This is a genomic window from Mycobacterium sp. 1081908.1 (genome assembly GCF_001673535.1).
In the GTDB taxonomy this organism is placed as follows: domain Bacteria; phylum Actinomycetota; class Actinomycetes; order Mycobacteriales; family Mycobacteriaceae; genus Mycobacterium.
In genome coordinates this window covers 1-21,966 of record NZ_LZLY01000017.1, presented here as the reverse complement: position 1 = coordinate 21,966, position 21,966 = coordinate 1, and the positions used below count along the sequence as shown (strand labels likewise).

Annotated in this window: 20 protein-coding genes and 1 tRNA gene; 9 read left to right on the top strand and 12 right to left on the bottom strand. The window is 69.4% G+C overall.

What is annotated here, in order from left to right; genetic code table 11:
• Window positions 1-1,204, top strand: a 1,204-nt coding sequence (locus A5655_RS02940) for an MCE family protein (RefSeq protein ID WP_082978443.1), incomplete at its 5' end; no start/stop codon positions are given.
• Window positions 1,205-1,216: 12 nt separating this feature from the next.
• Here the strand turns inward: A5655_RS02940 and pth are convergent.
• The 8 genes from pth to A5655_RS02900 form a co-directional block, all read right to left on the bottom strand.
• On the bottom strand, window positions 1,217-1,792 hold the full coding sequence (gene pth, locus A5655_RS02935) for an aminoacyl-tRNA hydrolase (protein WP_067005404.1): 576 nt from the start codon (window positions 1,790-1,792) through the stop codon (window positions 1,217-1,219).
• Between the two features lie 11 nt (window positions 1,793-1,803).
• Complete coding sequence (locus A5655_RS02930; RefSeq protein WP_067005402.1) at window positions 1,804-2,466, bottom strand: 50S ribosomal protein L25/general stress protein Ctc; 663 nt, start codon at window positions 2,464-2,466, stop codon at window positions 1,804-1,806.
• A gap of 253 nt (window positions 2,467-2,719) precedes the next feature.
• Complete coding sequence (locus tag A5655_RS02925; protein ID WP_067005400.1) at window positions 2,720-3,589, bottom strand: oxidoreductase; 870 nt, start codon at window positions 3,587-3,589, stop codon at window positions 2,720-2,722.
• A gap of 31 nt (window positions 3,590-3,620) precedes the next feature.
• Entirely contained in the window at window positions 3,621-4,274 is a 654-nt protein-coding gene (locus A5655_RS02920) for an LpqN/LpqT family lipoprotein (RefSeq protein WP_067005398.1), read from the bottom strand.
• Entirely contained in the window at window positions 4,271-4,615 is a 345-nt protein-coding gene (gene arsC, locus A5655_RS02915) for an arsenate reductase (glutaredoxin) (RefSeq protein ID WP_067005396.1), read from the bottom strand. The genes A5655_RS02920 and arsC overlap by 4 nt, the downstream gene beginning before the upstream one ends.
• The gene (locus tag A5655_RS02910; protein WP_067005394.1) at window positions 4,616-5,596 is read right to left on the bottom strand and encodes a ribose-phosphate diphosphokinase; all 981 of its coding nucleotides are present in this window, start codon (window positions 5,594-5,596) and stop codon (window positions 4,616-4,618) included.
• 97 nt (window positions 5,597-5,693) lie between these two features.
• The gene (glmU, locus tag A5655_RS02905; protein ID WP_067005392.1) at window positions 5,694-7,172 is read right to left on the bottom strand and encodes a bifunctional UDP-N-acetylglucosamine diphosphorylase/glucosamine-1-phosphate N-acetyltransferase GlmU; all 1,479 of its coding nucleotides are present in this window, start codon (window positions 7,170-7,172) and stop codon (window positions 5,694-5,696) included.
• Window positions 7,173-7,272: 100 nt separating this feature from the next.
• Window positions 7,273-7,344: transfer RNA gene (locus tag A5655_RS02900), tRNA-Gln, on the bottom strand.
• 125 nt (window positions 7,345-7,469) lie between these two features.
• Between A5655_RS02900 and A5655_RS02895 the strand changes: the two genes are divergently transcribed.
• Window positions 7,470-8,063, top strand: a complete 594-nt coding sequence (locus A5655_RS02895) for a TetR/AcrR family transcriptional regulator (protein ID WP_156639324.1) — start codon at window positions 7,470-7,472, stop codon at window positions 8,061-8,063.
• Between the two features lie 3 nt (window positions 8,064-8,066).
• On the opposite strand, the gene A5655_RS02890 is transcribed toward A5655_RS02895, so the two are convergent.
• From A5655_RS02890 to A5655_RS02880, 3 genes are read right to left on the bottom strand one after another with little or no spacing between them, the layout of a single operon-like run.
• Window positions 8,067-8,960, bottom strand: coding sequence for an SDR family oxidoreductase (locus A5655_RS02890; protein ID WP_067005387.1), 894 nt, complete (start codon window positions 8,958-8,960; stop codon window positions 8,067-8,069).
• A gap of 2 nt (window positions 8,961-8,962) precedes the next feature.
• Complete coding sequence (locus A5655_RS02885) at window positions 8,963-10,009, bottom strand: TIGR03617 family F420-dependent LLM class oxidoreductase (RefSeq protein WP_067005410.1); 1,047 nt, start codon at window positions 10,007-10,009, stop codon at window positions 8,963-8,965.
• 26 nt (window positions 10,010-10,035) lie between these two features.
• Window positions 10,036-10,641, bottom strand: a complete 606-nt coding sequence (locus A5655_RS02880) for a TetR/AcrR family transcriptional regulator (protein ID WP_197508575.1) — start codon at window positions 10,639-10,641, stop codon at window positions 10,036-10,038.
• A gap of 146 nt (window positions 10,642-10,787) precedes the next feature.
• Between A5655_RS02880 and A5655_RS02875 the strand changes: the two genes are divergently transcribed.
• Window positions 10,788-12,041, top strand: coding sequence for a sulfotransferase (locus A5655_RS02875; protein ID WP_067005386.1), 1,254 nt, complete (start codon window positions 10,788-10,790; stop codon window positions 12,039-12,041).
• Complete coding sequence (locus tag A5655_RS02870) at window positions 12,038-13,198, top strand: DUF1214 domain-containing protein (protein ID WP_067005384.1); 1,161 nt, start codon at window positions 12,038-12,040, stop codon at window positions 13,196-13,198. The genes A5655_RS02875 and A5655_RS02870 overlap by 4 nt, the downstream gene beginning before the upstream one ends.
• 4 nt (window positions 13,199-13,202) lie before the next feature.
• On the opposite strand, the gene lysA is transcribed toward A5655_RS02870, so the two are convergent.
• On the bottom strand, window positions 13,203-14,543 hold the full coding sequence (gene lysA / locus A5655_RS02865) for a diaminopimelate decarboxylase (protein WP_067005382.1): 1,341 nt from the start codon (window positions 14,541-14,543) through the stop codon (window positions 13,203-13,205).
• 107 nt (window positions 14,544-14,650) lie between these two features.
• On the opposite strand from lysA, the gene mfd reads away from it, so the two are divergent.
• The 5 genes from mfd to A5655_RS02840 form a co-directional block, all read left to right on the top strand.
• On the top strand, window positions 14,651-18,301 hold the full coding sequence (gene mfd, locus A5655_RS02860; RefSeq protein ID WP_067005380.1) for a transcription-repair coupling factor: 3,651 nt from the start codon (window positions 14,651-14,653) through the stop codon (window positions 18,299-18,301).
• Complete coding sequence (locus tag A5655_RS02855; RefSeq protein ID WP_067005379.1) at window positions 18,298-19,314, top strand: nucleoside triphosphate pyrophosphohydrolase; 1,017 nt, start codon at window positions 18,298-18,300, stop codon at window positions 19,312-19,314. Before mfd ends, A5655_RS02855 begins: the two co-directional genes overlap by 4 nt.
• A gap of 140 nt (window positions 19,315-19,454) precedes the next feature.
• Window positions 19,455-20,183 carry a lytic transglycosylase domain-containing protein gene (locus tag A5655_RS02850; protein ID WP_156764663.1) on the top strand — a complete coding sequence of 243 codons (729 nt, stop codon included), beginning with the start codon at window positions 19,455-19,457 and terminating at the stop codon, window positions 20,181-20,183.
• 45 nt (window positions 20,184-20,228) lie between these two features.
• Complete coding sequence (eno, locus tag A5655_RS02845; protein WP_067005375.1) at window positions 20,229-21,518, top strand: phosphopyruvate hydratase; 1,290 nt, start codon at window positions 20,229-20,231, stop codon at window positions 21,516-21,518.
• 11 nt (window positions 21,519-21,529) lie between these two features.
• Window positions 21,530-21,966, top strand: a 437-nt coding sequence (locus A5655_RS02840) for a septum formation initiator family protein (RefSeq protein ID WP_197508574.1), incomplete at its 3' end; no start/stop codon positions are given.

Below are 21,966 nucleotides of genomic sequence, written 5' to 3'. Positions count from 1 at the left end.
GGAGCAGTATGTGGACCTGCGCCCGCGGCACAACGCCGGACCCTACCTCGAAGACGGCTCGGTAATTCCCGTCGAGCGCACCACGATTCCGCAGGCGGTCGGGCCGATGCTGGACCGGGTCAGCGCGCTGATCGACAGCATCCCCAAAGGCAAGATGAGCGCGCTGCTCGACGAATCGTTCCGGGGGCTCAACGGGGCCGGCTTCGATCTCGGATCCCTGCTCGACTCGGGGGCCCGGGTAAGCCGGGACGCCAGCGCCGTCGCCGATCGGACCCGCACGCTGGTGGATGACGCTGTGCCGCTGCTGGATTCACAAGCCGAAACCACGGACTCCATCCGCACCTGGGCGCACAGCCTGGCCGGTGTGACGCACACGCTGGCGGCCGACGATGGACAGCTGCGCGCGCTGCTGAAAACCGGCCCGGGCGCCGTCAACGAGGTCTCTCGCCTGCTCGACCAGGTCAAGCCGACGTTGCCGGTCCTGCTGGCCAACCTGACCACCGTGGGTCAGATTCTGGTGACGTACAACCCGTCGCTCGAGCAGCTGCTGGTCTTGTTGCCGCCGGTGATCGCGTCGTTGCAGGCCTCCGGGTTGTCGAAGAACAACCCGACCGGGATGGCGCTGGGCGAGTTCGCGATCAGCGTCGGTGACCCGCCGCCGTGCACCGTGGGGTTCCTGCCGCCCTCGTCGTGGCGTTCCCCCGCCGACACCACGACGATCGACACGCCGGACGGGCTGTACTGCAAACTCCCTCAGGATTCCCCGATTTCGGTCCGCGGCGCCCGCAACTACCCGTGCATGGGCAAGCCCGGGAAACGCGCGCCGACCGTGCAGATCTGTGACAGCGACAAGCCGTACGAACCGCTGGCCATGCGCCAACACGTGCTCGGCGCCTACCCGCTGGATCCGAACCTGGTGTCGCAGGGCATTCCGCCCGACGATCGGGCCACGTCCGGCGACCACACCTTCGGTCCGGTGGAGGGGACGCCGCTGCCGCCGGGTGCCTCGCCATCCGGAACGCCTCCGGGAGCCGCGCCGAGCTCGATGACGACCACCGGGCCCGAGGCCACCTCGCCGGTGGCCGTCGCGCGATACGACCCGCGCACCGGCAAGTACCTGGCGCCGGACGGCCAACTGTTCCAACAATCCGATCTCGTTGTCACCGCGGCGCCGAAGTCGTGGAAGGACATGCTGACCAGGTAGGCCGCCAAGCGATCACCAGGCGTGGACGCGATTCTGCGCGGGCTCGAGCCCGAGTTCGATGAGCGCCTCGGTGGCGTCCGCGGCCTGCTCGCAAATGGTGGGCAGTTCGGCGCGCTCGGCCGCGGTGAAGTTCTCCAGCACGAACGCCGCCGGGTCCTTGCGCCCGGGCGGACGCCCGATCCCGATGCGCACCCGCTGAAACTCCTTGGTGCCCAAGGCCGCAACCACCGAGCGCAGCCCGTTGTGTCCCCCCTCGCCGCCGCCGATCTTGAGCCGGATGCGGCCGAACTCCAGGTCGAGATCGTCGTGGATGACGATCATGTCGGCCGGGGCGACCGAGTAGAACTTCGCCAGCGGACCCACCTGCCGGCCCGATTCGTTCATGAAGCGGCGCGGCTTGGCCACCAGCACCGAGTGCCCGGCCAACCGGCCGCTGACAACTTCGGCGCCGGAACGCTTGTGCGCCTTGAACTTCGAACCCAGCCGCGCGGCGAGCAGGTCGGCGACCATGAACCCGAGGTTGTGCCGGGTGCGCGCGTAGTTGTCTCCGGGGTTGCCCAGGCCGACCACCAATTGCGGTTCGGCCACGTCGGGGCCGCCTACTCGGACTCTTCGGCGGAGGCCTCGGCTTCGCCGGCCTCTTCGGCCGCGGGAGCCGCAGCCTCGCCTTCGGCCGCTTCGCCGGCGCCCTCTTCCTCGAGGTCGGCGGCGGTCGGTGCGTTCACCACGTTGACCACCAGCATGTCGGGGTCCGACACCAGGGTGACGCCGCTGGGCAGCGCGATCTGGCCCGCGGTGAACTGGGTGCCGGGCGGGGCGTCCTCGACCGACACGGTCAGCTGCTCGGGAATCGACATGGCCTCGGCCTCGATCTCGATCGTGTTGGTCTCCTGGGTGACCAGGGTGTCGGGTCCGGCCTCGCCCTCGACGACGACGTTGACCTCGACGTGGACCTTCTCGCCGCGGCGCACGATCACCAGGTCGGCGTGCTGAATGGTGCGGCGGATCGGGTGGATGTCGAGGGCCTTGGTCAGGGCCAGCTGTTCCTTGCCCGCGATGTCGAGGGTCAGCACCGCGTTGGTGCCCGAGTGCCGCAGCACCGCCGCGTAGTCGTGGCCCGGCAGCTCCAGGTGCTGGGGGGCGGCGCCGTGACCGTAGAGGACGGCGGGAATCTTGCCATCGCGGCGGGCCCGGCGGGACGCGCCCTTGCCGGTCTGGGCTCGCACCTCGGCCTTGAGTTGGTTGACTGCGGATTTGGCCATCGTGTCGCTCCTATGTGCTCAATACCTGGATCGGGAGCACGGCAAAGGTCGCGACAATGAAGTCGGTCTCCGTCGATAACGGTGCTGGCGTGCCAGCCACCCTCGCCGTGACGCCCGGTCAGGTTAGCGCATGTGCGGCTCGGAGCGGAAATTCGGTGAGTGTGCGCTCAGGGCTTCGCGCGTGAATCCAGGGCGCAGATTTGACCAAATTCTCGCCCTCAACGCGCGGTGAAAGCCCTCAGCGCACACTCGGCTAGAGCGGAAATTTGGTGCCGGTGAGCTGCTCGGACAGCTCCCACAGCTTGGTGGCGGCGGCCGCGTCCTGCGCAATGCGGCTGCGGCCGACCGGCTGTGTTCGGCCGACCCAGCCGAATCGCGGGCCGACGAACGTGTCGCCCGGAACGTCCTGCGACGCCGCGTACAGGGTTTGCCGGGCGCCGAAATCGGCGTCGGTGGCCACCACCCGGGTGGCGGCCGACATCAGCGCGTCGCCCAGCCGGCGGCCGGACGCGCCCTGCAGGTTGGTGTGCGAGTAGCCGGGATGGACCGCCAACGCCCGCAGCGGCGAACCGGCCGAGTCGAGGCGTCGCTGCAGCTCGCTGGTGAACAGCAGGTTGGCCAGCTTCGACTGGCTGTAGGCCAGCCAAGGGGAATAGCGGCGGTTCTTCCAGTTCAGGTCCTCGAAGTCGATGCGGCCCGGCCAGTGCGCCATCGACGACACCGTGACGACGCGGTCGGTGAGCTTGGGCAGCAACAGATTGGTCAGCGCGAAGTGACCCAGGTGGTTGGTGCCGATCTGGCTCTCGAACCCGTCGGCGGTCAGCGCATAGGGGGCGGCCATGATGCCGGCGTTGTTGATCAGCACGTCGGCCCTGTCCAGGCCATCGGCGAATTCGCGCACCGACGACAGGTCCTGCAGGTCGAGCCGGCGCACCTCCACGTCGCCGGTCATCTGCTTGGCGGCCTCGTCGCCCTTGCCCGTGTTGCGGACGGCCATGACGATCCTCGCGCCCTTGCCGGCCAGCTCGCGGGCCGTCACCGCGCCCAGCCCGCTATTGGCGCCGGTGATGAGCACGGTGCGCCCGGCAAACGACGGCAGATCTGCGGCGGTCCAGTTCGTCATGGGTGATGAGCTTAGTGACGGGGCGCCGCGATTACTTGGCGGCGACGACGAAGCCGTGGATGATCGCCTCGATGCCGGTTGCCTCGGCGGCCGCCTGGTTGGCCAGGCTGGTGATGGTCAGCTGGACCAGGTACCGCTGGTTCGCGGGCGGCGACCCGGTGGCGATGACGATCCGGTTCCAACTGTGCAGCCGCTGGCCGTCGAGGTCGTAGCTGCCCTGGATCATCGACGACGGAAAGCCGTTGTAGTTATCCGCGGACGCGTCGAGTTGCTTGAAATTCTCGAACAGCTGGGCGTCGTCGTTGCCGTGCTTGACGACTTGCGCCGGGTCGAAGTCGCCGTGCAATTTGAAGACCACCAGCCGCGCGGTCGGGTACTTGCCGCCGTGCGAGATCATCACGGTCTCCTTGGCGATTTTGGGGCTGGAAAACGGCGACCAGTCCGGCGGCGTCGGTATCGACACGTTCAGGTCGGGCAGCGATCCCGGCGCCACCTGTTGGCCGGTGACGCCGATGTTCTGCAGATACTCCGACAACGGAACGGGCTTTTCCGTCGGCGTGGGCGCGGCACTAGTTGTCGAACTCCTGGTCAGGATCGACTGGTAGTCAGGGGCTTTCGGCGGCGAGCACGCCGCCACCGGCACGCTCAGCGCGACCAGCACGACAGCGGCCCTGCGTAACCTCACAGAATCTCGTGCACCGCGTCGATCGGCCGCGCCAGCCGGGTGCCCTTCGGCGTGACGACAAAAGGCCGTTCGATCAGGATCGGGTGTTCGGCCATGGCGTCGAGCAACTCGTCGTCGGTCGCGTCGGCCAGGCCGAGTTCGGCATACAGCGGTTCGCGCTTGCGCACCGCGGTGCGCACGTCGATACCGGCGTCGCGGATCATCCGCACCAGCTCCGCGCGAGACGGCGGCGTCTTCAGGTACTGGACGACGGTGGGGTCAATCCCATTGTCGCGCAAAAGGTCTAGCGTCTTGCGGGAGGTGCTGCACTTCGGGTTGTGGTAGATGACGGTGTCGGCCATCTAGGCGTCCCCGTCGAAAAGTCCCGTGACGGAGCCGTTTTCGAAGACGGCGCGGATGGTGCTGGCCAGCAGCGGCGCAATGGACAGGACGGTGAGCTGAGGGAAACGCTTCTCCTCGCCGATCGGGAGCGTGTTGGTGACGATGACCTCCCGCGCGCCGCACGCCGCCAGGCGCTCAGCGGCCGGGTCGGAGAGCACGCCGTGGGTGGCCGCGATCACCACGTCACTGGCGCCGTCTTCGCGCAGCAGGTTCACCGCGCCGGCGATGGTGCCACCGGTGTCGATCATGTCGTCGATCAGCACGCAGGTGCGGCCCTCGACCTCGCCGACGACGCGGTTGGAGACCACCTGGTTGGGCACCCGCGGGTCGCGGGTCTTGTGGATGAAGGCCAGCGGAACCCCGCCCAGCGCGTCGGCCCATTTCTCGGCGATGCGCACCCGGCCGGAGTCGGGGGAGACGACCACCATGTTGCCGTCCGGGTAGTTGTCCTTGATGTAGCCGGTCAACAGGTTCTGGGCGCGCATGTGGTCGACGGGCCCGTCAAAGAACCCCTGGATCTGGTCGGTGTGCAGGTCGACGGTCACGATCCGGTCGGCGCCGGCGGTCTTGAGCAGGTCGGCGACCAGCCGCGCCGAGATCGGCTCGCGGCCGCGGTGCTTCTTGTCCTGCCGCGCGTAGGGATAGAACGGCATGACCGCGGTGATCCTCTTCGCGCTGCCCCGCTTGAGCGCGTCGATCATGATCAGCTGTTCCATCAGCCAGTTATTGACCGGCGCCGGGTTGGACTGCAGGACGAACGCGTCGCAGCCGCGCACCGACTCGTGGAACCGAACGAAGATCTCGCCGTTGGCGAATTCCCGGGCCGTCTGGGCCGTGACGTGGACGTCGAGCTCCTTGGCCACCTGTTCGGCCAGCTCGGGATGCGCGCGGCCCGAGAAAAGCATCAGGTTTTTTCGATTATCGGTCCAGTCGTGGCTCAACGCACTGCCCTGCCTCGGGATCGAAATGGAAGCCCCATCGTACGTAGCGAATCGTACGGAAATGTGGCCGGGTTGCCAGGGACCAAACTCACGGTGTCTATTCGGGCCCTGAATTCTCGGGATTTTCTTCGGCCAACTTCGCGGCCGCCTTTTCCGCGGCCTCGGCCGCCGCGCTGCCCGGCCGCTTGCGTTGCACCCAGCCCTCGATGTTGCGTTGGGGTCCCGCCGACACCGCCAGCGCCCCCGGCGGCACGTCGTCGCGCACCACCGTGCCGGCGCCGGTGTAGGCCCCGTCGCCGACGGTCACGGGGGCGACGAACATGGTGTCCGACCCCGTCCGCACGTGCGAGCCCACGGTGGTCCGCCGCTTGGTTTCGCCGTCGTAGTTGACGAACACGCTGGACGCGCCGATGTTGCTGTGCTCGCCGATGTCGGCGTCGCCGACGTAGGTCAGGTGCGGAACCTTGGTGCCCGTCCCGATGACCGAGTTCTTGGCCTCGACGAACGCGCCCAGCTTGGCGTCGCCCCCGAGCACGGTCCCGGGCCGCAGGAAGGTGAAGGGCCCGACCGTGGCGCCGTCGCCGATCGCCGAGGACGTGCCGTGGGTGCGCACCACCGACGCGCCGTCGCCGACGGTGACGTCGGTCAGGGTGGTGTCGGGGCCGACGACGCAGTGACCGCCCACCCGGGTGCGGCCCAGCAGCTGGGTGCCGGGATGAACGACGGTGTCGCGGCCGATCGTCACGTCGACGTCGATCCAGGTGGTGGCCGGATCGATGACGGTCACGCCGGCCAGCTGGTGGGCGGCGACGATCCGGCGGTTCAGCTCGGCGCCCAGCTCGGCCAGCTGGACGCGGTTGTTGACGCCGGCCACCAGCGCGCTGTCGGCGACGTGCTGGGCGCGCACGGCCCGCCCGTCGCCGCGAAGGATGGCGACGACGTCGGTCAGGTAGAGCTCCTGCTGGGCGTTGTTCGAGCTCAGCCGGGTCAGCGCCGAGCGCAGCGCCGCCACGTCGAAGGCGTAGACACCGGCGTTGACCTCGCGGATCTCGCGTTGCGAGGGCGTCGCGTCGGTGTGCTCGACGATCGCCATGACCTCGTTGTCCTGGGTGCGCAGGATGCGGCCGTAACCGACCGGATCGCTCAGCGTGGTGGTGAGCACGGTGACCGCGGCCGACTCCGCGGTGTGGGTGGCGATCAGGCCGGCCAGGGTGTCGGAGTCCAGCAGCGGGGTGTCGCCGGAGGTGACGACGACGACGCCGGCGTAGTCGTCGGGCAGGGCCGACAGGCCGCACAGGACGGCGTGGCCGGTGCCCAGCGGCCGTTCCTGCAGCGCCACGTCGATCGAGCGTCCCAGCGTCTCGGCGAGCTCGCCGACCAGCGGCGCGACGCGCTGGTGGTCGTGGCCGAGGACCACGACCAGGTGCTGGGGCGCGACCTTGGCGATCGCGTGCAGGGAATGCGACAACATGCTGCGGCCGGCGATCGTGTGCAGCACCTTCGGGGTGTCGGACCGCATCCGGGTGCCCGGTCCGGCCGCGAGGACCAGGACGGCGGTGTCACCACGAAACGACATCAACTCTCCTATTGCCCTTCTGCGCGAGCGTGCGTGTTTGCACGCCGACACGCCCTCAAGCGTGGCATTTCATGCACGCTCGCCGCAAAGGGCCACGCTGCTCCGTCGCCAGGACTCGAACCTGAACTCTCAGAACCAAAATCTGATGTGCTGCCGATTACACCACGACGGATGGGATACCCACGGTGACTCTAGACGGTAAGCGGCCGGGTCGCGGCCGGCGTAACCGATAGGCTGATTGACGTGGCCGTTCTCGACAAGGAACCGGACAAAGAGGCGCGGGCCCCGCGCGCCCGCATGACCGGTAGCGATCGCCGCCAACAGCTCATCGGCATCGCCCGCTCGCTGTTCGCCGAGCGCGGTTACGAGGGCACCTCGATCGAGGAGATCGCCCTGCGCGCCAACGTGTCCAAGCCCGTCGTCTACGAACACTTCGGCGGCAAGGAGGGGCTGTACGCCGTCGTCGTCGACCGGGAGATGTCGGCGCTGCTGGACATGATCACCTCGTCGCTGACCAACAACCGGTCCCGGGTGCGGGTGGAGCGGGTGGCGCTGGCGCTGCTCACCTACGTCGAGGAGCGCACCGACGGCTTCCGGATCATGATCCGCGACTCGCCGGCCGCGATCAGCTCGGGCACCTACTCCAGCCTGCTCAACGACGCGGTCAGCCAGGTCAGCTCGATCCTGGCCGGCGACTTCGCCCGCCGGGGCCTGGATCCCGACCTGGCGCCGCTGTATGCCCAGGCGCTGGTGGGTTCGGTGTCGATGACGGCGCAATGGTGGCTGGACACCCGCGAGCCCAAGAAGGAAGTGGTGGCCGCGCACCTGGTCAACCTGATGTGGAACGGCCTCACCCACCTGGAGGCCGATCCGCGGCTGCAGGACGAGTAGGGCTTACGGCCGCACCCCGTCGAGGAAGTTGTTCAGGGCGTGCTTGCCGATTTCCCGAATGCCCAGCGATCGCGGAAGCAGGCGGGTGACCACGAACATCATCCGCCGGTTCGGCGCCCCCACCTGCATGCTGGGCCGTTTGCCGAGATAGAGGACCGCCTCTTCGACGTTTTCTTCGGGCGTGTTGATCAGGCTGCCCCTGGCCCGCGCGACCTCGAGCGCGTCGGCGGCCCCCGGTGAACTCGTCAGGCCGGCCATGCACGCCAGCACGTGCACGTTGTCGGGTTTCAGTTCGTACCAGAGCCCTTCGGCGAGAATGATGTTGTACGCCCTCGTCGCGCCGTAGTGCGTGTAGTACGGGCTGCCGATCAGCCCCGTGCCGCTACTCATCAGCACGATGCCGCCGCGCCGGCGCGCCTTCATGAGCGCCCCGTAGTGGTAGGTCAGCCCAAACGGACTGCCGCAGTTGATGTTTATCCGCTTCCGCTCGAATTCGAGGTTGTCGGCCCAGAATCCCCCGACCGTGGCCAGCGCGGCGTTGGAAACCAGCAGCCCGATTTCGCGATCGCCGACGGCCGCGACGATGTTTTCCACGGCATCCGTCGCCCCGAGTTCCTGGGAGATGGCCAGCACCTCCACGCCGAACCGTGTCACCAATTCCTGGCGCTTCTTCTCGAGCTTGTCGGGGTCGCGCGCGACGATCGCGACCGACAAGCCTTGGGACGCAGCATAATCCGCCCATGCGCCGCCGATGCCCTCGCTGGCGCCGGACACGAGTGCCCACGGTCCGTACTGCCCGGCGAAGTTCTTCGGCGGGCGCCGGGCCAGCGGGCTGTGCGAGCGCCATTGCCGGGCCACCACGGATTTCAGCGCCAGAGCCGATTGTGCTGCGTTCATTGCTACCTTCCTGGTGTTTGTTCCCCGAGGGTGGGAATGGCCTTGAGGCGGTCGATGAGCATGGCCAGCACGTCGTCCGGCACGCCGGTCACCGGCAGGCTCAGGCCGGTGCACACGCCGGAGTACCAGCGCGCCAGCACCGCGGGGATTTCGTCGTAGGTGCCTTGCGGCACAACCCGATCCATCACCTCGTCGGTCAGGTGCGCGGGCAGGTCGGTCCATTCGTTGCGGCGCGCCATGCCGCTGAGCGCTTCGCCGATGTCCTCGAAGCCGAAGAGTTCGAGCTGCCGGCGGTAGGCGGGGGTGCTGTAGAGGAAGGCCAGTTCCGACCGCCGGTGTTCCCGCAGCCGCGCCAGCTCGTCGCCGGTGGCGGCCATCAGCGGTTGCGGGTTCGCCACCACCGCGAGCGCGCCTCGGTTGCCGCGCCCCTTCCCGGCGCCCTCGGCGAGGGCCGGCAGCGTCTGCGTCGCGAGGACCGACGGATGCGAGTTGGTCGGATGGCAGACGAAGCCGTCGGAGAGCTCACCGGCCAGCAGGCACATCTTCTTGTTGACCCCACCGGTCCAGATCTGCGGGGGCGGGCACTCAAGCGGGCCGGGGTTGAAATACGGCTGGAGGCGGTCGAATCGGTAGAACCGCCCGGTGTAGTCGAGGGGCTCCCCGGTCTGGAAGGAGTGGAATATCGCCAGCACCGATTCGATGTACTCCCGCATGCGCAGCGCCGGCTGCGACCACGGGACCGAGAAGCGGCCGACGATGTTCCCGCGCACCTGGGAGGCCAGGCCGAGCTGGAAGCGCCCGTCGGAGTACCTGGCGAGGTCCCAGGCCGCGTAGGCGGTGATCATGGGGCTCCGCGGAAACGCTAGGGCCATGCTGGTCCGCACGGTCAGCCGCGTCGTATGGGCCAAAGCCATTGCCGCGATTGTGAATACGTCGTGGATGGTCTCGGACACGTGAACGACCTCGAAGCCGATGCGCTCCATGCGCGCGGCCCACGGGCCGATTTCGCCCAGGCCCAGCTGGGCCGGCGCGGAGGCGACGACCTCCATCGGCGGCGCGCCGTTGCTGCCGGCGGTCATCGGGTCAGCCCCCGCACGATCAGGGCGGTGTTGTGCTCGAGCCAGGCATCGTCGAGCGTGCGTTCGGTGGCCATCGACATCATCACCGTGCCGCCGATCATGTCCATCAGCAGGCGCGCGTCGATGCCGTCGACCGCCAACCCCTTGCCGGCGGCGTGATCGAGGTAGCCCTGCAGGCGTTCGTAGGTGCCGCCCTGCAGCCGGTCCAGCAGCCGCGCCGACAATCCCGGCTCCGAGGGCAGTTCGGCCGTCAGGCCCGACACCGCGCTGTGCACCGCGGGCCGGCTGAACAGGTGGATCGATCCTTCGAGCAGGCTGCGCACGACCGTCCGCAGATCACCGGTCAACGGCAACTCCGCGCGCGGCGTCGGGGGAAACACCGCGGCGAAGACGAGCTCGATCTTGGTGGGGAAACGCCGATACACCGCGGGCGGCGTCGCGCCGGCCCGCGCCGCCACCAACGGAATGCTCAGCCGGGCATAGCCGATCTCCTCGAGCAGCTCGTTGGTGGCCTGCAGCACCGCGTCGTCGATGCGCGCATCGCGGGGCCGCCCCTGCGACTTGGCCTCGCGACTGTTGCGCTCGAAAGGTGTTGATTTCATTACGTTCAGATCGTAATGTTTTGTGAGACCGAGCACAACGGTCACCCGAACGCCGGGAGGCGCCCATGGAACTCTGGCCGGGGCGGCGAGTATTACTGCGCGCCAATCGGATTGACGCGACCACTCAACGGTGAGGAACGCCCGTCATGGCCATCGACGCACCACCCAGACCGCTGCCGTTTCGCATCCTCAACGGCGCCTACAGCGCCGCCCGCCGCCTCGGCGCCCATCCCGTGCCGCTGCGCAAGTACGCGCTCATGGACCGGGCCAGCCGGCGCGCGGGCGGCCTGACCGACTTCGGCGATCCCCGCTTCGAAGAAGGCCTGGACCGGCTCATCGAGTCGATCAACTCCGAGGACAAGCTCAACGGTTTCGGCCGGATACTGGCCGCGACGCACATCACCAACCTGTTGCGCCAGCGGTTGCTGGTCATGGACCACATCCGCCGCAATCCGTCGATCCGCGAGGAGGTCATCGCCAAGCCCGTCTTCCTCGTCGGCGCGCCCCGCACCGGCACCACAATCACCCATCACCTGCTCAGCCAGGATGACCGGTTTCGCTTCCCCCTCACCTGGGAGTGCGACGAGCTGCACCCGCCGCTGGACCCCGCCACGATGCGCACCGACCCGCGAATCGCGCGCAGCGAGAAGCAGATCCGCCGAACCCTGTCGCTGGCTCCCGACCTGGACGCCGCGCACCCGCTCGGCGCGTGGGAGGCCCAGGAATGCGCGCTGCTGCACGCCTACGCCTTCCACAGCGAGACGTTCCTGGTCATGTTCAACTGTCAGGGCTACGACCAGTGGCTGGCCGATCAGGACCGCACCTGGGTCTACCAGGAGGAGAAGCTGCTCCTGCAGTACATGCAGAGCGGGGGACTGCGTCCCGAGGAGAGCTGGCTGCTCAAGACCCCACCGCACATGGCCAACATCGACAAGATCCTCGACGTCTTCCCCGATGCGCGCTTCGTCACCACCTACCGCGAGCCCACCGAGGTCATCGCCTCGAGCTGCAAGTTGTCCGGCACCGTCTTCGCGATGGTGACCGACGGCGTCGACTGGCACGATCACGGCCGCTACATGCGCTGGCGCACCGGGGGCATGCTCGCCCGCAACGTCGAGTTGAGGCGCCAATTCGCCAAGCGTTCAGCGCAATTCATCGACTTCCCGATGGATCGCATGGTCCGCGAGCCGCTGGCGTGCGTCACGGAGATCTACGACCACTTCGGCATCGAACTCACCGCCGAGGTGCATCGCAAGATGAGCAGGTTCATGGACCAGCGCGGCGTGGCGACCCGCAAACCCAACATCTACCGTGCCGAGGATTACGGGCTCGACATCGCGGCGCTTTGGCCGGAACTGCAGTACTACCGCGACTTCTACGGAATCGAGGGACAGCCGTGACCGAAACCTCAAGTGACGCACTGCGCTCGGCGTGGCGACGATTCGGTGACCTGCACGACGAGCTGCTCGGGATCGCGCTGGCGCAGGGCGACCTCGACGAAGGCTCCGCCAGTGCGCTGCTCGGGCACATGATCGGCCACATCCAGTACATGGGGCTGCAGCTGCGCAGCGACCCGGCGCGCCCCACGCTGATCAACGCCCAGTACGCGCCGTGGAATTGGGGCCACTCCAACCCCGACACCCTGTACCTGTCGGCGCGCATCGACGACGCCCACGACTACCGGGTCTACGGCACGCTGGGCTCCGTCGCGCAGACCACCTTCGGCGTCTACGCCGGCAAGGACGACCAGGCCCACGCGGTCAAGACGCAGTCCGAGGACCTGGACATCGCGGCGGACGGATCCTTCGAGATCTACTTCAGCCGTCAGAAAACCGGGGGCGCCAACTGGTTTGAGCTCCCGCCGGGAGCCGAGTCGTTCTGTTGCTACCAAACCTACGGCGATTGGCAACGCCAATCCAAGGGCACCGTCCGCATCGAATGCCTCAATCCCCAAACGCCGGCGAGCCCGCCGTCGCCGGCGCAGACCGTCGCCGCGTTCGACGAGCACCTCGCCGCGTCGCGCGACCTGTTCACCATGTGGGTCAAGGACATTCCCGCGCGGGTCTTCGGGGCCCTGCCGAAGAACTTCGTCATCCCGCCGATGCAGCCGCCGTCGGCCATGGCCGGCGCCTGGTTCGTCCCCATCTCGTGGGAACTGGACGACGGCCAGGCCCTGGTGATCGACTACCAAATCCCCAGCGGCAGCCCATATGTCGGAATCTGCCTGACCAATCGGTGGAGCGAGATGATCGACATCGCGACCCGTCAGACGAGCCTCAACCTCGGCCAGTCGCTCGCCGACGGCGACCGGGTGCGGGTGCTGCTGTCCACCGAGGACCTCGGCGTGCACAACTGGCTCGACGCGCGCGAGTATCGAAGCGGGGTCGTCACCTGGCGCGCCACCGCGGCCGAGCAGCCCGCCGCGCCGACGGCCACGGTGATCGACATCGACCGCGTCGACGACTACTTCGACCCGTCGCTGCGAGTCACCGCCGAGCAGCGGGCGGCGGCGCTGCTGGCGCGGCAACGCCACTTCGCCGAGCGGGACACGCCGTAACGGCTTAACCGCAGTCGCGGACCAGCAGGTCCGCGACCGTCTCGCGGCGCACCAGGGCGCGGGCCCGGCCGTCCCGGACCGCCACCAGCGGCGGGCGGCCGACCATGTTGTAGTTCGACGCCATGCTGTGGTGATAGGCGCCGGTGCAGGCGACGGCCAACAGGTCGCCGGGGTGCAGGTCGGCCGGCAGCTCGATGTCCCGGGCGATCTCGTCGCCCGCCTCGCAGTGCCGGCCCGCCACCGTGACGCGCTGCCTGGCGCCCAGCGAGTGCCGGTTGGCCAGCGTGACGGTGTACTGCGAGCCGTACAGCGACACCCGCGGGTTGTCGCTCATCCCGCCGTCCACCGCCGCGAAGGTGCGCCCGCCCGGCTGCGTCTTCACCGAGCAGACCCGGTACAGCGTCACACCGGCGCGCCCGCTGATGGCGCGGCCCGGCTCCACCACGATGGCCGGCCGCGGGAAATGCTCGGCGGCGCAAGCCTCGTCCAGCGCGTCCTCGACGACGCGGGAAAGCTCGTCGAGGTCGAGCTCGCGATCGCCCGGGAGGTAGGGGATGGCGTGGCCGCCGCCGATGTTCAGCTCGGTGAGGATGACGCCGTGGCGCGAGCGCACGTCGGCCATGGCGGCGATCATCCGGCGAATCGCCTCGCCGTAGAGGGCGGGGTCGGCGACCTGCGACCCGATGTGGCAGTGCAGCCCGACCAGGTCCAGGATCGGATGCGCCAGCACGCGCCCGACCGCGTCGGAGGCGTGGTCGCCGGCGAGGGTGAAGCCGAACTTCTGGTCGCTGATGCCGGTGGCGACGGCGCGGTGGCCGTGGATGTCGATGTCCGGGGTCACCCGGACCAGCACCGCCTGCCGGCGCCGCGCCAGGCCGGCGAGGTAGGCGATCTCCATCGTCGAATCGAGCACGATGCGCCCGACGCCGGCGCCCGTCGCGTCGCGCAGCTCGTCGGGCGATTTCGCGTTGCCGTGCATGACGATGCGCGCCGGGTCGACCCCGCCGGCCAGGGCGACGGCCAGTTCACCGCGCGAGCAGACGTCGACGCCGAGGCCCTCCTCGCGCGCCCACCGCGCCACCGCGGTCGTCAGCAGCGACTTTCCGGCGTAGACGACCGTCACGCCGCGCAGCGCCCGGCGGTAGCGGCGGGCGCGGCCGCGGAAGTCGGTTTCGTCGATGACGTAGGTCGGGGTGTGGAACTCGTCGGCGATGTCGACCAGTGGGACGTCGCCGACGCAGAGCCGTCCCCGCTCGTCGGAATGCGTGGTGGCGGGCCAGATCGCAGAATCGAACCGTCGGGGGGCCGCATGACCGATCGACGGCAAGATGTCCAGCAATGTCATGAGTCAAACGTGCGCCCGCAATGGTCCGGGTGCCGCTTTTCTTACGATCCCTTGACGGCGCCGGGCTCGATATTGACGGAGTTTGGCGCCCCTAGAATGGATTCATCATGACCGGACCGGGGCCTGCTCGCCCAGAAACCCCGATCGCGGGGCTCGTGGATCTGGCGCTGAGCGCGCCGACGTTCCAGCAGTTGATCGACAGCGCGGCCGCCCGGCCCGCCGAGTTGAGGCTGGTCGGGCCGGCCAGCGCGAGGTTGTTCGTCGCCACCGCGCTGGCGCGGCTGGGGCCCCTGCTCGTGGTCACCGCGACCGGGCGCGAGGCCGACGACCTGACCGCCGAACTGCGCGGCGTGCTCGGCGACGCAGTGGCCGTCTTCCCGTCGTGGGAGACCCTGCCGCACGAACGGCTCTCTCCCGGCGTCGACACCGTCGGCGCCCGGATGACGGTGCTGCGCCGGCTGTCCCACCCCGACGACGCGCGGCTGGGGCCGCCTTTGCAGGTGGTGGTGACCGCCGTGCGCTCGCTGTTGCAGCCGATGACGCCGCGGCTGGGCGACGTGGAGCCGGTCACGCTGAGCGTCGGCCGGGAGGTCGAATTCGAGGACGTCATTGCCCGGCTGGTCGAGCTGGCCTACACCCGGGTGGACATGGTCGGCCGGCGCGGCGAGTTTGCCGTGCGCGGGGGCATCCTCGACGTCTTCCCGCCGACCGCCGAGCACCCGGTGCGCGTCGAGTTCTGGGGCGACGAGGTCAGCGAGATGCGCATGTTCGCCGTCGCCGACCAGCGGTCCATACCCGAGATCGAGGTCGACACGGTCATCGCGGTGGCGTGCCGCGAGCTGCTGCTGACCGACGGCGTGCGGGAGCGGGCGGCCGCCCTCGCCGCGCGGCACTCCGGGGCCGAGCCCGCCATCACCGGCAGCGTCACCGACATGCTGGCCAAGCTGGGCGAGGGCATCGCGGTCGACGGCATGGAGGCGCTGCTGCCGGTGCTGCGTCCCGGCGAACACGTGCTGCTGGCCGACCAGCTGGCCGGGGGCACGCCGGTGCTCGTGTGCGACCCGGAGAAGGTGCGCACCCGGGCCGCCGACCTGATCAAGACGGGCAGCGAATTCCTCGAGGCGTCGTGGTCGGTCGCGGCGCTGGGCACCGACGCGCCCGTCGACCTGGCGCAGTTCGGTGGGTCGGGGTTCGCCGAACTGGACGACGTGCGCGCCGCGGCGGCGCGGTCGGGGCATCCCTGGTGGACGCTGAGCCAGCTCTCCGACGAGTCCGCCGTCGAACTGGACGTCCGGACGGCGCCGTCGGCCCGCGGGCACCAACACGACATCGACGGCATCTTCGCGATGCTGCGCGCCCACGTCAGCACCGGCGGGCACGCCGCGGTCGTCGCGCCCGGCACCGGGACCGCCCACCGGGTGGTCGAGCGGCTTGCCGAGTCCGACACCCCGGCGGCCATGCTGGAACCGGGCGCCGCCCCCAAACAGGGGGTGGTGGGCGTGCTCAAGGGCCCGCTGCACGACGGTGTCGTGATCCCGGGCGCCAACCTCGTCGTCATCACCGAGACCGACCTGACCGGTAACCGGGCCACCGCCGTCGAGGGCAAGCGGCTGGCGGCCAAGCGGCGCAACACCGTCGACCCGCTGGCGCTCACCGCCGGCGACCTGGTGGTGCACGACCAGCACGGCATCGGGCGGTTCGTGGAGATGGTCGAGCGGACCGTCGGCGGGGCGCGGCGCGAATACCTGGTTCTCGAATACGCGTCCAGCAAGCGCGGCGGCGGGTCGGACAAGCTGTACGTCCCGATGGACTCGCTGGACCAGCTGTCGCGGTACGTCGGCGGGCAGGCGCCCGCGCTGAGCCGCCTCGGCGGCAGCGACTGGGCCAACACCAAGACCAAGGCGCGCCGGGCGGTGCGCGAGATCGCCGGCGAGCTGGTGGCGCTCTACGCCAAGCGGCAGGCCAGCGCCGGACACGCGTTCGGGCCGGACACTCCCTGGCAGGCCGAGATGGAGGACGCGTTCGGTTTCACCGAGACGGTTGACCAGCTCACCGCGATCACCGAGGTCAAGTCCGACATGGAAAAGCCGGTGCCGATGGACCGGGTGATCTGCGGGGACGTCGGCTACGGCAAGACCGAGATCGCGGTGCGGGCGGCGTTCAAGGCGGTCCAGGACGGCAAGCAGGTCGCCGTGCTGGTCCCCACCACGCTGCTCGCCGACCAGCACCTGCAGACGTTCACCGACCGGATGGCCGACTTCCCGGTGACCGTCAAGGGGCTGTCCCGGTTCACCGACGCCGCCGAGTCCCGCGCCGTGATCGAGGGCCTCGCCGCAGGGACGGTCGACATCGTGATCGGCACCCACCGGCTGCTGCAGACCGGGGTGCGCTGGAAGGACCTGGGCCTGGTCGTCGTCGACGAGGAGCAGCGGTTCGGCGTCGAGCACAAGGAGCACATCAAGTCGCTGCGCACCCACGTCGACGTGCTGACCATGAGCGCCACCCCGATCCCGCGCACGCTGGAGATGAGCCTGGCCGGGATCCGCGAGATGTCGACGATCCTGACCCCGCCCGAGGAGCGCTACCCGGTGCTGACCTACGTCGGCCCGCAGGACGACAAACAGGTCGCCGCCGCGCTGCGGCGCGAGCTGCTGCGCGACGGCCAGGCGTTCTACGTGCACAACCGGGTCAGCTCCATCGACCGGGCCGCGGCGCGGGTGCGTGAGCTGGTGCCCGAGGCGCGCGTCGTCGTCGCGCACGGGCAGATGCCCGAGGAGCGGCTGGAACGCACCGTGCAGGGGTTCTGGAACCGCGAATACGACATCCTGGTGTGCACCACGATCGTGGAGACCGGGCTGGACATCTCCAACGCCAACACGCTGATCGTCGAGCGCGCCGACACCTTCGGGCTGTCGCAGCTGCACCAGCTGCGCGGGCGGGTCGGGCGGAGCCGCGAGCGCGGTTACGCCTACTTCCTGTATCCGCCGCACGCGCCGCTGACCGAGACGGCCTACGACCGGTTGGCGACCATCGCGCAGAACAACGAGCTGGGCGCGGGCATGGCGGTCGCGCTGAAGGACCTCGAGATCCGCGGCGCGGGCAACGTGCTGGGGGTCGAACAGTCCGGGCACGTCGCCGGGGTCGGGTTCGACCTGTACGTGCGGTTGGTGGGCGAGGCCGTGGAGGCCTATCGGGCCGCCGCCGACGGTGAAACGGTCACCGCGCCCGAGGAGCCCAAGGACGTCCGGATCGACCTGCCGGTGGACGCGCACCTGCCGCCGGACTACATCGCCAGCGACCGGCTGCGGCTCGAGGGCTACCGGCGGCTCGCGGCGGCCTCGGACGACGCCGCCGTCGGCGCCGTCGTCGAGGAGCTCATGGACCGCTACGGGGCGCTGCCCGAGCCCGCCGAGCGGCTGGTGGCCGTGGCGCGGTTGCGGCTGCTGTGCCGCGCCGCCGGCATCACCGAGGTGTCGGCCCCGTCGGCGGCGACCATCCGGCTGTCGCCGGTGACGCTGCTGGACTCGGCCCAGGTGCGGCTCAAGCGGATGTATCCGGCGGCGCACTACCGCGCCACCACGTCCACGGTCCAGGTGCCCATTCCGCGGGCGGGTGGGGTCGGCGCGCCGCGGCTGCGCGACGTCGAGTTGCTCCAGATGGTGGCCAACCTGGTGACCGCACTCGAGGGGAAACCACAGATAGAGATTGGTATAACGAGCTCAGGGCCAGCGAGAAGTGAGGAGCGGCGAGCGCGATGACTTCCATCGTCGTCTTGTTCGACCCCCGCCGCCCGTCGCTGGTGCCGGTCGAGGCCATCGAGCACCTCGCCGGGGAGGTGCAGTACACCGAGGAGATGCCGGTCGCGGTGCCCTGGTCGCTGGCCGCGGCGCGGCCCGTGCACTCCGGGGACGACGCGCCGGTGCTGCTGTCGTCCGATCCGGACCACCCCGCAGTCACCGCCCGGTTGGCCGCCGGGGCCCGGCTGATCTCGGCGCCGGACACCCCCCGCGGCGAGCGACTCGTCGACGCCGTCGCGATGATGGACAAGCTGCGCACCGCGGGACCGTGGGAAAGCGAGCAAACCCACGACTCGCTGCGCCGCTTCCTGCTGGAGGAGACCTACGAGCTGCTCGACGCGGTGCGCAGCGGCAACGCCGACCTGCTGCGCGAGGAACTCGGTGACGTGTTGCTGCAGGTCCTCTTCCACGCCCGCATCGCCGAGGACGCGCCGCAGCTGCCCTTCACCATCGACGATGTCGCCACCACGCTGATGCGCAAGCTGGGCAATCGGGTCCCCGGAGTCCTTGCCGGACAATCGATTTCGCTCGAAGAGCAGTTAGCGCAGTGGGAGGAGCGCAAGGCCGCGGAGAAGTCGCGGAACTCGGTGATGGACGACGTTCACACCGGTCAGCCGGCATTGGCGTTGGCGCAGAAGGTGATTCAGCGCGTCGAGAAGGCGGGGCTGCCGGCCGAACTGATCCCCGCCGAGATCACGTCGGTCGCCGTGTCGGCCGACGTCGACGCGGAAGGCGCCCTGCGCGCGGCCGTTTTGGAGTTCGTGGACACCGTCCGCGGTGTGGAGCGCTCGATCGCGGCCAGCCGCCGCGGCGATACCGTCCCGGTCGAGCTGGACGTGGCACCGCTGGGCGAGGTCACCGAGGAGGAGTGGCGCGCGCACTGGCCGGCCGGTGAACCCGAGGCCGACGTGGCCCCCGAGGTCGCGTCCAAGGCCTCCGGCGGGGGCTCCAAGCGGCGTAAAGGGCGGAAGTAAAGCCATTCGATCAGGCGAAACGCGTGCCGCACCGGTCGGTACGGGGCGGGAATCGACGGGGTCGGGCCGAAACCCGTGGGACGATGGTCGTGGTCGAAGTTTCGGGTAAGGAAAGTCCAGGGGAGCTTTAGAGGGGCATGGTGTCGCCGAGGCGTTGGTTGCGTGCGGTCGCCGTGATCGGCGCGACGGCCATGATTCTCGCCTCCAGCTGCACCTGGCAGTTGAGCCTGTTCATCCCGGAAGGGGTGCCGCCCCCGGCGGGGGATCCGGTGCCGCCGGTGGACACTCACCTCAGTGGCCGGCCCGCGGACCAGTTGCGCCAATGGGCCGAGCAACGCTCGGCGGCGCTGGAGATTCCCGTCGTCGCTTTGGAGGCCTACGCCTACGCCGCGCGTGTCGCCGAGGTCGAGAACCCCAAGTGCCACATCGCGTGGACCACGCTGGCGGGCATCGGGCAGGTCGAGAGCCACCACGGCACCTACCGGGGCGCGACGCTGTCGCCGAACGGTGACGTCAGTCCGCCCATTCGGGGGGTCCGCCTGGACGGCAGCGGGGGCACGCTGCGCATCGTCGACACCGAGGACGGCGCGGGGGGTGACGCCGGGGTGGTCCGCGCGATGGGGCCGATGCAGTTCATCCCGGAGACGTGGCGGCTGTACGGGGTGGACGCCCACAACGACGGCGTCGTCAGCCCCGACAACATCGACGACGCGGCGCTCGCGGCGGCGGGTTATCTGTGTTGGCGTGGCAAAGATCTCGCCACACCGCGGGGGTGGATCACCGCGCTGCGGGCCTACAACAACTCCGGGGTCTACGCGCGGGCGGTGCGGGACTGGGCGACCGCCTATGCGGCGCATCACCCGCTGTAGCAGGATGTATCGCTGACGGCGCCAGCTACGACAAGGAGAAACCCAGTGCCGATTATCGAGCAGGTCGGGGCCCGCGAGATCCTCGACTCCCGCGGCAACCCGACCGTCGAGGTCGAGATAGCTCTGATGGACGGGACGTTTGCCCGCGCGGCGGTGCCGTCCGGCGCGTCGACCGGCGAGCACGAGGCCGTCGAGTTGCGTGACGGCGGTGAGCGTTACGGCGGCAAAGGCGTGCAGAAAGCGGTGCAGGCCGTCCTCGACGAGATCGGTCCGGCCGTGATCGGCCTGGCCGCCGACGACCAGCGGCTGGTGGACCAGGCGCTGGTGGACCTCGACGGCACCCCCGACAAGTCGCGGCTGGGCGGCAACGCGATCCTGGGTGTCTCGCTGGCGGTCGCCAAGGCGGCCGCCGATTCCGCCGACTTGCCGCTGTTCCGCTACATCGGCGGGCCGAACGCGCACATTCTGCCCGTGCCGATGATGAACATCCTCAACGGTGGCGCCCACGCCGACACCGGCGTCGACATTCAGGAGTTCATGGTCGCGCCGATCGGCGCGCCCAGCTTCGCCGAGGCGTTGCGGTGGGGCGCCGAGGTCTACCACTCGCTCAAGTCGGTCCTGAAGAAGGAGGGCCTGTCCACCGGACTGGGCGACGAGGGCGGATTCGCCCCCGACGTGGCCGGCACCACCGCGGCGCTGGACCTGATCGGACGCGCCGTCGAATCGGCGGGTTTCAAACTGGGCAGCGATGTGGCGCTGGCCCTCGACGCCGCGGCCACCGAGTTCTACGCCGACGGCACCGGCTACACCTTCGAGGGCAGCGCCCGCACCGCCGAGCAGATGGCCGAGTTCTACGCCGGCCTGCTCGGCTCGTATCCGCTGGTGTCCATCGAAGACCCACTGTCCGAAGACGATTGGGAAGGATGGGCGGCCCTGACCGCGTCGATCGGGGACCGGGTGCAAATCGTCGGCGACGACATCTTCGTCACCAACCCCGAACGCCTGGAAGAGGGTATCGACAAGGGCGTGGCAAACGCGTTGCTGGTCAAGGTGAATCAGATCGGCACGCTGACCGAGACGCTCGACGCCGTGGCGCTGGCCCATCACAGCGGGTATCGCACGATGATGAGCCACCGTAGCGGCGAGACGGAGGACACCACCATCGCCGACCTGGCGGTGGCCGTCGGAAGCGGCCAGATCAAGACCGGCGCGCCCGCCCGCAGCGAGCGCGTGGCCAAATACAATCAACTGCTGCGGATCGAGGAAGCTCTCGGCGACGCGGCACGCTACGCCGGCGATCTGGCCTTCCCGCGGTTCGCGCTGGAGCAGAAGTAGGTTGAAATAGGTTGACGCCCAAGCCCGATCCGAAACGCCGCTCCCCGGCATCGCGCCCGGGGAAGGCCGGTGATTCGGTTCGGCGCCGTAGGTCGGCCAAGCCCTCACCAACCGCAAACCATGCGAACCGGTCGCTGCAGGAGCGTGTCGTCGAGCCCCTCAAGCGGCAGGTCGCCGAGTCCGTCGAGCAGCGCTCCGATCAGCGGCTCGGGTTCACCGCGCGGCGGGCGGCGGTGCTGGCCGCGGTGATCTGCGTGCTCACCCTTACCATCGCCGGCCCGGTGCGCACCTACTTCGCGCAGCGCACCGAGATGAACCAGCTGGCCGCCAGCCAGGCCGCGCTGCGCCGCCAGATCGCCGACCTGGAGCAGAAGAAGGTCAAGCTCGGCGACCCGGCATACATTGCGGCGCAGGCCCGCGAGCGCCTCGGATTCGTGATGCCCGGCGA